12 protein-coding genes and 2 pseudogenes are annotated in these 11,965 nt (G+C 47.4%); 3 read left to right on the top strand and 11 right to left on the bottom strand.

Annotation, left to right across the window (positions count from 1 at the left end; genetic code table 11):
* Positions 1 to 96: 96 nt before the first annotated feature.
* Positions 97 to 1,557 (bottom strand): sensor histidine kinase, encoded by a 1,461-nt coding sequence (locus JOY44_RS28285; RefSeq protein WP_171576867.1) that lies wholly within the window; start codon positions 1,555 to 1,557, stop codon positions 97 to 99.
* A 308-nt stretch (positions 1,558 to 1,865) separates the two neighbouring features.
* On the opposite strand from JOY44_RS28285, the gene JOY44_RS28280 reads away from it, so the two are divergent.
* Complete coding sequence (locus tag JOY44_RS28280; protein WP_203032206.1) at positions 1,866 to 2,234, top strand: IS1 family transposase; 369 nt, start codon at positions 1,866 to 1,868, stop codon at positions 2,232 to 2,234.
* 347 nt (positions 2,235 to 2,581) lie between these two features.
* Here the strand turns inward: JOY44_RS28280 and JOY44_RS28275 are convergent, their stop codons facing one another.
* The 4 genes and pseudogenes from JOY44_RS28275 to JOY44_RS28260 form a co-directional block, all read right to left on the bottom strand.
* Positions 2,582 to 3,031 (bottom strand): GNAT family N-acetyltransferase, encoded by a 450-nt coding sequence (locus tag JOY44_RS28275; RefSeq protein ID WP_171576768.1) that lies wholly within the window; start codon positions 3,029 to 3,031, stop codon positions 2,582 to 2,584.
* Between the two features lie 3 nt (positions 3,032 to 3,034).
* Positions 3,035 to 3,349: pseudogene (locus JOY44_RS28270) on the bottom strand (VOC family protein); the annotation flags it as partial.
* Positions 3,345 to 3,527: pseudogene (locus JOY44_RS33155) on the bottom strand (IS1 family transposase); the annotation flags it as partial. The pseudogenes JOY44_RS33155 and JOY44_RS28270, both read right to left, overlap by 5 nt.
* A 37-nt stretch (positions 3,528 to 3,564) precedes the next feature.
* On the bottom strand, positions 3,565 to 4,002 hold the full coding sequence (locus tag JOY44_RS28260; RefSeq protein ID WP_171576765.1) for a DJ-1/PfpI family protein: 438 nt from the start codon (positions 4,000 to 4,002) through the stop codon (positions 3,565 to 3,567).
* A gap of 118 nt (positions 4,003 to 4,120) precedes the next feature.
* Between JOY44_RS28260 and JOY44_RS28255 the strand changes: the two genes are divergently transcribed.
* Positions 4,121 to 4,408, top strand: a complete 288-nt coding sequence (locus tag JOY44_RS28255; RefSeq protein WP_242541934.1) for a transposase — start codon at positions 4,121 to 4,123, stop codon at positions 4,406 to 4,408.
* Between the two features lie 118 nt (positions 4,409 to 4,526).
* Here JOY44_RS28255 and JOY44_RS33150 read toward each other — a convergent pair.
* Positions 4,527 to 5,277, bottom strand: a protein-coding gene (locus tag JOY44_RS33150; protein WP_415881146.1) for an IS1 family transposase whose coding sequence is annotated in 2 segments (ribosomal slippage) — positions 4,527 to 5,018 and positions 5,020 to 5,277 — 750 coding nt in all. Because the reading frame shifts where the segments join, the coding sequence is not laid out codon by codon here.
* A gap of 90 nt (positions 5,278 to 5,367) precedes the next feature.
* Between JOY44_RS33150 and JOY44_RS28245 the strand changes: the two genes are divergently transcribed.
* Positions 5,368 to 6,239 (top strand): IS630 family transposase gene (locus JOY44_RS28245; protein WP_242541910.1). Its coding sequence is split into 2 segments (ribosomal slippage): positions 5,368 to 5,688 and positions 5,691 to 6,239, totalling 870 coding nucleotides; the frame shifts between segments, so codons are not numbered across the junction.
* 131 nt (positions 6,240 to 6,370) lie between these two features.
* On the opposite strand, the gene JOY44_RS28240 is transcribed toward JOY44_RS28245, so the two are convergent.
* From JOY44_RS28240 to JOY44_RS28220, 5 genes are all read right to left on the bottom strand, one after another.
* Positions 6,371 to 7,201 carry a cold shock domain-containing protein gene (locus tag JOY44_RS28240; RefSeq protein WP_171576764.1) on the bottom strand — a complete coding sequence of 277 codons (831 nt, stop codon included), beginning with the start codon at positions 7,199 to 7,201 and terminating at the stop codon, positions 6,371 to 6,373.
* Positions 7,202 to 7,207: 6 nt separating this feature from the next.
* The gene (locus JOY44_RS28235; protein ID WP_171572406.1) at positions 7,208 to 7,774 is read right to left on the bottom strand and encodes an IS630 family transposase; all 567 of its coding nucleotides are present in this window, start codon (positions 7,772 to 7,774) and stop codon (positions 7,208 to 7,210) included.
* A complete protein-coding gene (locus tag JOY44_RS28230; protein ID WP_171572405.1) occupies positions 7,771 to 8,286 on the bottom strand; it encodes a helix-turn-helix domain-containing protein in 516 nt (171 codons plus the stop codon). Before JOY44_RS28230 ends, JOY44_RS28235 begins: the two co-directional genes overlap by 4 nt.
* 132 nt (positions 8,287 to 8,418) lie before the next feature.
* Positions 8,419 to 11,133 (bottom strand): MGH1-like glycoside hydrolase domain-containing protein, encoded by a 2,715-nt coding sequence (locus tag JOY44_RS28225; protein WP_171576763.1) that lies wholly within the window; start codon positions 11,131 to 11,133, stop codon positions 8,419 to 8,421.
* A 203-nt stretch (positions 11,134 to 11,336) separates the two neighbouring features.
* Positions 11,337 to 11,965 (bottom strand): amylo-alpha-1,6-glucosidase (locus tag JOY44_RS28220; RefSeq protein WP_281063346.1); only part of this gene is annotated, 629 nt, incomplete at its 5' end.

Genomic DNA, 11,965 nt, shown 5'->3' with positions numbered 1-11,965 from the left:
CAATCTTACTCCTTCTACTCGTCACTTCTTGATTGACTGAACACTAGTGCTGAGTTCGAGGAAATCTGCAACCGCTGACTTTTGCCGTGAGGGTTTCTAAAGTTGCGTGGGTAAAACGATCGCAAAAACACTCCCCTCACCCAGTTTTGATCGCACAGTAATGCTGCCGCCCATTCCTTCTAGCAAAGTTTTTACAATTGATAGCCCCAACCCATGTCCTCCAGTCATTTGGGTGATGCCGTCGTTAGCTAAACGAGTTCGAGCTTTATCTATACGATAGAACCGTTCAAAAATACGACTTTGATCTTGAAGAGGAATGCCAACACCGCGATCGCACACTTGAATAATTGCCTGTTGATTTACCCGCTCTATCATCAGTTCAACAGACTGATCAGAGTATTTCACGGCATTATCAATTAGGTTGATCAACACCTGTTTCAAGCAATCACGGTCTGCAATCGCCTCAACCTCTTCATTGGCTTGAACCTTGATGGATCGGTTACTAAACTTTGCTGCCATCCCTGCTACCTCTGTAACAAGGTCGTTGAGCAGGACTGGTTCTAGACGATAGTGCATATAGCCACTGTCTGCCCGCGCCAGATCTAATAGATCTTGCAGCAGGCAAACTGTGCGCTCAGCTTCCGAAGCCGCAGTCTCTAAAGCTTCTTTTTGATAATCGTTTAGGTTTGTGCTGCGGCGCAGCAAACTTTGCAGATAGCCCAGCACGACCGTCAAAGGGGTTCGCAGTTCGTGGGAGACATTGCTGACAAACTGACGCTGTTGTTCCCAAGCATCCGAAAGCCGAGAGAGCATCATTTCAAGGGTTTGAGCCAGTTCCTTTACCTCATTAGGAGCATTGCTCAGTTGCAACTTAACGTTACTCAAATCCTCGGCTGAAATTGCGCCTGCAATCTGGTTGATATCTTGTAATGGTTGCAGCGATCGCCGAATCCGCAGAGCGATCGCCGCCATTGTCAACAACGTTGCTAGGATGCAAACCACCGCTAAACCCTGAAGCATTGCAATTAAATGACGTTGCTCCTCCGTCACATCCTGCGCCATGTAAACTTTACCCAGTAATTTCCCCTGCAATACCACTGGGCTTACATACAAAATGAGATAACGATGATCGACTAGGTAGACTTGCGGCTTTAAAGGCATCTCTGCAAGAGAAATTAATTCAGCCGTGGCAGAAAAAGATGAATTCATGCCCATAGACTGCGCCAATAGCTGACCATCAACGCTCTTGACCCAAACCACTAAGCCCGACACAGCCACATTATTAATTGTTTTTTGCAGTCCAGTTTTGACTGGCAACATCTCGCTGTAAAGTTCTACATCACGAGGAAAGCGGCTTGCAATATATTCAACAGTCTGGGTATGAGTTGCAATCAAAACTTGTTGCATCTTCCAACCAGTCCAAATGGCAACACCACCCAAAGACAAAACTGACAATGTTGCAATTTCGACAGTAAGACGAAATTGCAACGAGGATGAAGCGAAGTGTTTCTGTTTAAGTTGATGGATCGTCTCCCACAATTGGCGCATCAGTAGCATCCGAATATAGTTACTTGCGTACACCAAACCCAGCTGATTGACGAATTCTAACAATTAGAGGATTACGTAGGGACTTTCTGCTTCTCAAAACGCTGCATTGATTCACTACCCTGAGAATTTGAAATAAGTGATCGCCCACTCCGTTCACAGATTCAAGACTTTAAGTAAAATTGGCTGCAACAATATGATGTGACCCTAACAAAACTATAAATTTTTGCTGAGAAAATGCTGTTGTTAAATGAATGGTAGTGCATCAAACGGATGTGGCATTAGTAGAGTAGGGCAGAATCTCTCAACATAAACCGTGTATGCAATGCTCCTTGTGTAGTCATCCCAAAGCTCATAAACATGGCAAGATGCCCAACGGACATCAACACTATCTCTGTCCCATCTGCCATCAAACCTTTTCCGAATCCTTTGACAGTTTCTACTACCGTCATCATCTCAGGGCTAAACAAATTCGCCAAGTCTTGCAAGCGCACAGTGAAGGCAGCAGTCTGTGGGGCATTAGTCGGACAACTCGATTAGCTTACAATACCGTCGTCAGCATTGTTCGTGCAGCAAGCCAAAAAGCACAATTGGTTCATAATGCTGAGGTGCAAGCGGTTCAAAACGAGGAGATAAGCGTCAGCCATTGTACTTCGGGACAACTGAAATTTGAAATGATGATGCTTTAGATGATGATCCTCCCGGCACAAAACTCGTCTCGTTTGTTCCTGCTCCAGATTCTTCGACCAAACAAAAGATCGATCAATTAAAAATAATTGGATCACCCTTCCAGAAACCTCAAATGACTGTTTCATCGATAACTGAAAACAAATTGACTCTAAACACTAATAAATAATCTCTGCGTACTGCCCTCATCAATATCTCAGGCGGCACAACGACCCCGTTCACTCGTTGTTAGGCACACTAATACTCATACTCTATACGGTTCAGATTCTAACGGCTTTCACATCATTAGATTGGCAATTTAACTTTATAGAGATACTGAGTAGAGGCTGGAATTAATTGATACGTTTCATTATAGATTGACTGACATGAGTACATATTTGTCACGGACCTCGAAGTTAGAGCGAGAGTAAAGCTTATGAGCATTAGTGTTCGTTCTTGCAACTTCAAGATGAATTGCGCGAATATCAAGATCTTTCGCCGCCATTTTAATAAATTCTAAGGTTTGCTTCCCTAGTCCCTTTCTTCGAAATTCAGGTCTAATGTAGAATTCATCAATAAAAGCATCTTTTCCAGCGAACTCAATACTATAACCAAGGCACAGTGCTATATACCCAACAGGTTGGTGATTATAATAAACTAGCCAAACTCCACCAAGTACTGCATTGGCCAACAATGCAGTAAGTGAGCTTTTCCTTTGTTCTTCTGTAATGTGGAGATCCTCGAATTCGTGGAACGCCCGAACGAGTGGCAAAAGAATTTCCAGATCTTCTATCGAAGCTATCTTAATTTCTGGTGTCATAATTTACAATCTCTTAGACTCATCACTGCCTTGCCGTTCCGTGAAACCACGACACACAACCGCCAGTTTGTTTCCATCTAGATCGCGGACGTAGGCAGCATAGAAGTCAGGGTTATATTGCAGGCGGAGTCTAGGTGCCCCTTCAGATGTACCACCATTGGACAGGGCTGCCGAGTAGAACGCTTCAACCGCTTCCCAGGATTTTGCGTGCAGTGCGATCATCACACCATTGCCAGCGATAGCAGCCTTTCCGTCGAAGGGTTTGCCAAGCCAAAGCGCAACCTCTTTGATGCCTTGGTCTTCGTAAGTACCCCAGCCCTGCAATTTGCCGTTTTACTTCTGGGAGGTATCCACGATACCGATAGTCGCGAATAAAAGTAGAGCGAGAACATTGGGAGTTACGGCATTTGTAGCGTTGCTTGCCTTCCCCAGATTGACCATGCTTGACGACATCGTTACTTCCGCAGGTTGGGCAAAGAATCGGTTCAAGCACCATATTCAAGTCTCCAGACAACTACCCTTTTGATTGTTGCCTATTTCCACAGGTCTAGTCCACTACCGGATTGATCGATAACTTGAGCACCCGATTCAACTAGCCACGGACGAGTCACTAAATCAGTGCAAATGGGAATATTTTCGACCAGTCCAATTCGTTTCATAATCAGTGCACCTGAACATTGTGAACCAATCAGTTGACGTGACGGATTGAGTTGAAAACCCGCCATCAACTTCTCATCTTGAATCAAAGTTCGGGTCAGTTTGCCGCTCCCGAACAAAACAGCATCCGCTTGATTCACAAACGAGAATGGTTGCTGCGTATGAACTGTTACTCCATTCATTGATGTTACGCGATCGCTTGGTGCAACGATTTCAGCATTCCAACCTTCGCGTTTTACCCGATTCAAAATATGCAGGGCAACAAATGAGTCAATTTCATTGAAGCCCTCAAATGTGACAACTGCAATTTTCATTAAATCTTCCTCCAGCAACATCTACGAGTCTACCCAACCTCTATCGTTACTCAGAGACTGCACCCGATTGAACCTTGAAAACTTGACCCGTATCTCGGTGTAGGACCAGCGGGCGCATTTGAACAGAAAGTTACGGTTTCGCTTGAAAGGCTTTTTCTGCAAGGCGTTTACCAATCTCGGTTGTATCCTCAAGACCCTATACATCTTGCGCTATCTCACCGATCCCAGTTTGCGGCAGACGGTACAGCTACAGCTTAATAAGAGCGAATATTGGCGCAAGTTGCCACGACGGGTATTCTTTGCAGATCAAGAGGAGTTCACGACGGGGGATTACGAGGAGATTATGAACAAGGCTAGTTGCCTGAGCTTAGTCTCCAATGCGATCCTTCTACTGGAACACTATTAAGGCATTGAGTTTAACTCAATGCCTTAAACGCTTGACAGAAATTCTAGCAATTGAAGGTAGGAACTAAAATTACCACTTGGATATTTTTAGGGTTGTGTTCTAGACTTGTGGATTGACCTTAGATGTCTAAGCCAAATTCATAGCGGTTGATGAATAGACCAATGACGACATCATGTAACCAAATGGACTTGGAGAAGCAAATCGTTTTTCGAGCCAGCCGCTTAATCCGAGTGCGTAAAGTGAGATGTTTGCGCTCAATGGTCTGAGTATTGGCTTTGCCAACGGTCTGCACAGCAGGCTCAAGATGGCGTTCATAAGCGCCCCAACCATCGGTATAGAACTGGGTAATTCCGAATGGCTCCAACAATGATTTGAGTTTGAGAAAGGCACTGTCTTTGTGGTCTGACAACACATAAGCTAATACTGCACCGGTGTGGTGGTCGATGGCATGCCATAACCACCGTTGTTGCTGCTTGGATTGAACAAAGCTCCACATTTCATCGACTTCTGCCTCTACCTCCTCCCATTGGCACAGCCGCACCATTGTCTGAGCGGGTTCTATCTCAGCTAACCGAGCTTGATTGATCGATTGCAGATGACGATCTTTTTTTTAATGCTTCAATTACAGTTGTAGGACTAATTCTCAGCACACGGGCAGTATCTCGGATGCCACTGCCGTTAACCGCCATGTCGGCAATCTGCTGTTTGACATCGGGCAAGTAGCCTCGGTAAGCATAGTCTCGGATGAAGGTTCTGCGGTTACACTCGCGGTTGCGGCACTTGTAGCGTTGTTTGCCTGTCTCAGATTGACCATGCTTCACGACATCAGTACTACCACAAGTAGGACAAGGAACAGGTTCCAAAACCATGCTGCAAATTTAGCAATAACACCTATAGCAATCGAGAGGATAGTTAAGACAGGATATACAGATACACCTAAGTAATGGATAGCTATTCCCATGCCTGCTCCTTACAGCGAGGACCTGCGCCAAAAAGTATTGGACGCGATTGCTAGTGGACACCGTAAAAGCCACGTCAGCCAACTGTTTAACATTAGCCGCAACACGATTGACCTGTGGCTCAAACGACGAGACGCAACAGGTTCACCCAGTGCTATTCGGCACTATCCACGTGGTCCCCAAGGCAAGATCACTGATTTGGAGCAATTTCGAGTCTTTGCCAAGCAGCATGGACATTTGACGCAGAAGGAGATGGCAGAGCAGTGGGGTCAACCAATCAGTGACCACACCCTGGGTAAAGCCTTAAAGCGGATTGGTTTCACTCGAAAAAAAAGAGCTATGGCTATCGGGAACGGGATGAAGCGCAACGGCAAGTCTGCTTAGCCCAATTGCAAGCCTACCTTCCGGAGCAACTTGTTTATGTGGATGAAGCCGGTGTGGATGACACCGAAGACTATGCCTATGGATGGTGTGAGCAATCCAAGCGATTTGAGGCCCTGAAATTAGGGCATCGAACGGAGCGCATCAGCATGATTGCGCGATGGTGTGAGCGTCAAGTGATCGCGCCGATGACCTTCAAGGGCTATTGCGACAGTGTGTTAGTTGAAACCTGGGTACAAGAGTTTCTCGTGGCTCAGTTAAAGCCAGGACAAGTGGTCGTGATGGACAATGCCAGTTTTCACAAATCGAGGGTAATTCGAGAGCAGATTGAGCAAGCTGGGTGCCTTGTTCTATTTCTGCCACCCTATTCCCCGGACTTGAACAAGATTGAAAAGTTTTGGGCGCGGCTGAAGCACTACTTACGTAAAACCCTCAATCAGTTTCAAACTCTTTGGGATGCAGTCGATAATGCCTTCAAAGCGTTGTCCTAACCAACTACTCGATTGCTATATCTCATTTTCCCTCATTTCCACAAGTCTAGAACATTACCATTTTTAGGAGACACGTAACTAAAGTCTTAAGTAGAAACATTAGTTCTGGTAGACAATGAAGACTAACGTTTTCATTGCTTTTGAATATTGCGAGCAGTCAACCCCGCTTTATTTTCAACCAACTCAAATTTGACGAATGTGCCTGCTTGCAGTGTGCGATAGCCTTCACCGGGAATGGCTGTGAAATTGAAGAAGATCTCGTCATTCGTGTCATCTCTGACAATCATGCCGTTACCTGACTGAAGATCAAACCAGCGAATGATGCCTTGCCCAACCGTTAAACCATTCGTGCCCAAGGGTGGTGCCCCATCAAGCCAATCTTGTTGGGGAATGCGAATTTGCTTCACATCGGGAGTGTTGTATGACTCGTAGCGGTAGTCCGATCGCGTTTCCATTAGTGTCCGCAGATCGTGTCGCAGTTCTTCGATCGTCGGTCGCCCAACAAAAAACCAGCCATTGTAGATTTTGTGGATTGTTAGATTCGGACGCAGGACAAATGTATAAGGCTGAGCACGGTAGGCATACTCGCCTTCCGTTTCATCCAAGATGTTGATCTGTTTGATGATGGTTCGCTGTTCATCCGCTAGAAATTGCCACTGTGCCTCCAAACCCGCCCGAAAGGCAGCTTGCACGAGCGGTGGATCGGCACTTACCACAGCAAGTTTGCCATAGTTGACTGCTAATTCCTCTTGAAATTGCACAAGCTGGCGAAACTGTTGACGATCGCGTGGGCAAAAAAAGCCTCGATAAAACACCAGAATGAGTGGATAACCATCCAGAAAACCTAGCGTTTGATCCATCAGACCAGGTTGTGTGAACCGAGAAAGCTGTGTTTGATCATTCTGGTGATTGGGCAAAACAAAATCGGGGAAGCGATCGCCCACTTGAAGGTTCGTTGTCATACCAATTTAAATGGTGTCAATGACAGATAGTGCATTGAGGATAAAGGGGTAGCCTGTAAGGGAAGCAATCACTTGAGGGGTTAGCTGGGCTAAGAGTTGATCAACCCTGGATTGCAGTTGGTCAAGCGTTTTGAACGCAGCCCACTTGAGATCCGCCTTGAGATGTTCCCATAAACGCTCGATAGGATTTAACTCTGGGCAGTAAGGCGGTTGAAACACCAAGATAATGTTCTCTGGCACAATAAGGTCTTTGCCTTTGTGGAACCGTCCGTTATCCACTTGCAGGATGTTGAGACTATCGGGGTAAGCCTTGGAGAACTCATCTAAGAACCATTGGTAGCATGCGGTATCGACATGGGAGAATTGCAAGAAAAAGGACTCTCCTGTGGTAGGTTCCACAGCACCGTATAGCCAGAATGCTTTGAATATCCATTGCCACGCCCCGATGGGTTTAACCCCAACTGCCGTAATTAATCGTCCGATGAGCGTGTGAAGTCCAAAGCGACTCTCATCTTGTGCGAAGTAACGAATCGGTCGCTCATCCTGGCGCACCTGCCGATAGTACTGACTCAATAAGTCGAGGTCGTCTGCGAGGTTTGCTTAAATGCCTCTCGCTGGACTCGGTTCTGCTTGATGTTTTGAGGACGGGCGACCTTGAGTTTCGCTTTGAGTCGATAGCGCGTCATCTGGTAGACCGCATGATACTCGGCTTCTACCCCTAAACTCTCTAACAGCCACTGCTGCACCTTCCCATAGCTGCTAAACCCATTGCTCGGTTCCTGCAATCGCTTGGCTAAGGCAACCTCCGCCCACATTGGAATCACCCGGTTGCCTCCTCCTGGAGTGGGTTTAACCACCAGCAATGCTTCTAATCCTTGCGCTCGGTACAGGGCTAACCATTTTTGCACCGTGCCCCGATGCCTGCCAATTGCAATCGCAATCTGACTGACACTCGGTGCGTGCGCTTGTTTGAGCCAGTACAACACTTGCAATCGCTCTTTGAGTATCGGCTGTTCAACCGCTCGCAAACGGGTGCCTAGCTCCTCGAGACTTTCTTTAATTGCGATTGCGCTTACTCCAGCCATTGTTAGACTCTCACCTCTACATCGCTCAGTTTATCTGATCTGTAATGGCTCCAATTTAATTTGGTATCATCACTGGTTCTCCCACAAGGCAGACCCAACATAATAATCATCCGTTAGCTTGCATTCAGCTTTCTAAGGATGGGATAGCGCTTTAACACTCTCCACTACAGCGTTCGGTGATGGAGATTGCCCCTCGTATTCGCCAAATTGCTGAATCAGTTGAGCCACCAAACCAGTCCACCCCGTTTGATGGCTGGCACCAATACCTGCTCCATTATCGCCGTGAAAATATTCGTAGAACAAGATTAAATCACGCCAGTGTGGATCAGTCTGAAATTGCTCAGTAGCGCCATAAACGGGACGATCGCCCGCTGGGTTTCTCAGAAAGATGCGAGTCAGCCGTTGTGATAAAGCAGCCGCCACGTCCCGAAGCGTCAGCATCTGACCAGAACCTGTCGGACACTCAACCTTAAAGTCATCGCCCAGATAATGATGGAACGTTTGCAGCGATTCAATCAGCAGGAAGTTTACCGGAAACCAGACAGGACCGCGCCAATTGGAGTTGCCACCAAACAAGCCACTGCTGGATTCTGCGGGTTCATAATCGACGCGGCACTCCATCCCGTTGGCATAAAAGATATAGGGATGATCAGCGTGATAGCGGGAGACAGCTCGAATCCCGTAGTCGCCAAAGAATTCAGACTCATCCAGCATTTTTTGTAGAATGCGTTTGAGTTTGTCCTGGGAAGCGATCGCCAGCAACCGAGTTGCACCCATCCCTTTTGTTTCCATACAAGCCACATTGCGTCGGAGGTCAGGACGATTTTGGATGAACCATTCCAGACGTTTCTTGAAGTTAGGTAACTGTTGGAGAGTTTCTGGTGCTATCGTTTCAACGGCAAAGAGGGGAATCAACCCGACCATCGATCGCACCTTCATTTCAATCTGGCGATCGTCCGGCAAATGCAGCACATCATAGTAGAAACCATCGGCTTCATCCCAAAGCGATGCTTCCATCTCACCGATATGGTTCATGGCATCGGCAATGTAGAGGTAGTGTTCAAAGAACTTGGTAGCGATATCTTCGTAGACAGGATTGGTCTTTGCCAATTCCAGGGCGATCGTCAGCATATTGAGGCAATACATCCCCATCCAACTAGTGCCATCGGATTGGTCAATATGTCCCCCAGTGGGCAAGGCAGCGCTGCGATCGAACACGCCAATGTTATCCAGTCCCAGAAAGCCACCCTGAAAAACGTTGTTGCCTTTGGTATCCTTGCGATTCACCCACCAGGTGAAATTGAGCATGAGCTTTTGAAAGACACGCTCTAGAAACTGGCGATCTCTCTTGCCATAGATCTTTTGCTCCATTTGATAAACCCGCCAGGTTGCCCAAGCGTGAACGGGTGGATTGACATCGCCAAACGCCCATTCATAGGCGGGAATTTGCCCATTGGGATGCATATACCATTCCCGCGTCAGCACATCCAACTGATATTTAGCGAAATCAGGATCAATCATGGACAGGGTAATACAGTGGAAAGCCAGATCCCAGGCAGCGAACCAGGGATATTCCCACTTGTCACACATGGAGAGAATATCATCAGCGTAGAAATGGAACCACTCGCGATTTCTGCCCCGCTTGCGCTCTATTGGCAGCTTTGGTGCAGTGATATCGCCTTTCAACCAGTCTTCGATAATGTAGTGGTAATACTGCTTACACCACAACATACCTGCAAAGGCTTGCCGCTGGACATTTCGCATATCTTTACTGAGAGGGAAAGGCGTGATGCGCTGATAAAATGCATCGGCTTCCTGCTTCCGTGCCGCAAAGACGGCGTTAAATTCATGCCCTAACGGTTGTGCTAAATTGGGCACATCACTAAGGCGTAGCTGAATGGTTTTGGTTTCTCCCGGCGAGAGTGTCAAGATGTAATGAACAGCCGCTTTCGTACCTGTTTGAGCGGGATTCACCGCTTCCTTGCGACCCTGCACAATATACTCATCAATGCCATCTTTCACGTAAGCGGAGGCATTGGGCACTCCAAAAAGGCGCTCACTATTGGTCTCATTTTCTGTGAAGAGAACCTCTGCCTTTCCTTGTGCATAGAACCATCGTTTCTCTAACGTCGGATGAAAGGCTCCAATCAGAGTGCTGTCATCGTCAGAATGAAGGGCTTGTAAGGTTGGTTTGTCTGATTTACCATCCCACGACCAGGTATTGCGGAACCAGAGAGTCGGCAGCAAATGCAGCGTTTTTGCTTCTGCACCACGATTGATAATGGTAATTTGGATCAGCACATCTTCCGCCGATCGCTTGGCGTATTCCACAAACACATCGAAGTAGCGATTGTCGTCAAAGATACCTGTATCTAGCAACTCAAACTCTGATTGATGCCGATCGCGGCGACGGTTTTCTGCTACCAGTTGGTCGTAGGGAAAGGCTGTATGCGGATATTTGTAAAGCGCCTTCATATACGAATGCGTCGGGGTATTGTCCAGATAAAAATAGTATTCTTTAACATCTTCCCCGTGGTTGCCTTCGTTACCTGTGAGACCAAACAGACGCTCTTTCAAGATGGGATCTTCACCATTCCACAGGGCGATCGCAAAACATAGCCGCTGATGGTTATCGGAAATGCCCAACAACCCATCTTCACCCCAGCGGTAGGCACGCGATCGTGCCTGATCATGGGTGAAATCGTCCCAGGCAGTGCCATGCTGGCTATAATCTTCGCGCACCGTGCCCCACTGGCGATCGCTCAAGTAAGGTCCCCATCTGCGCCAGTGTGCAGTATGGGCGATCGCTGCTTCCAATCGTTGCTCTTCTGCGGTTGTCGTTACCATAGTGGGGAATACTCCATGCTGAGAGATTCGGTTACAGGTTTATTTACTAGCTGAAGTATCGGCTGATCAACCAATAGAAAGGCTGAGGGCAAGATGAGAAGTTGATGAACGCCAATGTAATAGCGTTTTAGTCTCAATTGTGAGTGAAATGCCGCAGCGGTTATGGCAAAGACTGAGGGAGTGGAATTAGACCATTTCCACTCCTAAGCTTGCTCGGTTGCAACCCAGGCGCGCAATACTTCTGCAACGGTCCAGGCTTGGGCAATACAGCCGCGTGGAGTCATGGGAGCATCCCCGTCAAAAATTTCACTGCAAGTAGCAAGACCGTGAGTCAACAGATGATGAGCGATTGGTTCTAAGAATTGTCGCGCTTGAGTAGGATTGTTATACACTCGCAAATGTGCCAACACAAAAGGACCCAGCAACCAGCCCCAGGTCGTTCCCTGGTGATACGCACTATCCCGCTGCAATGAGTTGCCGCCGTAGTGTCCCTGGTATTGAGGCTGATTGGGAGCTAGCGATCGCAGCCCATGGGAAGTCAACAGTAAGCGTTCACAAGTATCGACAACGCCTTGCTGTTGGGCAGGGGTGAGTAGCGGTGCATGACTATTTGCCCCGGCGACCGGTAAGGACACGGCAAAAATTTGATTGGGACGCAGTGAGGCATCATCGCCGTCAGGACTATCGAGTACGTCATAGCAGCATCCTAAATCTGGGTTCCAGAAGCGGGAGAACTTACTCAACGTGCGGTCTGCGATCGCCTCATATTCTTGATGGGGTCTGCCAAGTTGGCGGGCAAATTTCGCCATCGTCCGTAGCGCACTGTACCATA

Source organism: Leptolyngbya sp. Cla-17, assembly GCF_016807185.1.
GTDB lineage: Bacteria > Cyanobacteriota > Cyanobacteriia > Leptolyngbyales > Leptolyngbyaceae > ULC077BIN1.
This window is presented reverse-complemented; position numbering and strand designations above follow the sequence as displayed.

Bases quoted from the DNA above. Each gene is read 5' to 3' on its own strand.
- JOY44_RS28285 (WP_171576867.1), bottom strand. From the start codon at position 1,557: ATGCTACTGATGCGCCAATTGTGGGAGACGATCCATCAACTTAAACAG.
- JOY44_RS28280 (WP_203032206.1), top strand. From the start codon at position 1,866: ATGCAATGCTCCTTGTGTAGTCATCCCAAAGCTCATAAACATGGCAAG.
- JOY44_RS28275 (WP_171576768.1), bottom strand. From the start codon at position 3,031: ATGACACCAGAAATTAAGATAGCTTCGATAGAAGATCTGGAAATTCTT.
- JOY44_RS28260 (WP_171576765.1), bottom strand. From the start codon at position 4,002: ATGAAAATTGCAGTTGTCACATTTGAGGGCTTCAATGAAATTGACTCA.
- JOY44_RS28240 (WP_171576764.1), bottom strand. From the start codon at position 7,201: ATGACAACGAACCTTCAAGTGGGCGATCGCTTCCCCGATTTTGTTTTG.
- JOY44_RS28230 (WP_171572405.1), bottom strand. From the start codon at position 8,286: ATGGCTGGAGTAAGCGCAATCGCAATTAAAGAAAGTCTCGAGGAGCTA.
- JOY44_RS28225 (WP_171576763.1), bottom strand. From the start codon at position 11,133: ATGGTAACGACAACCGCAGAAGAGCAACGATTGGAAGCAGCGATCGCC.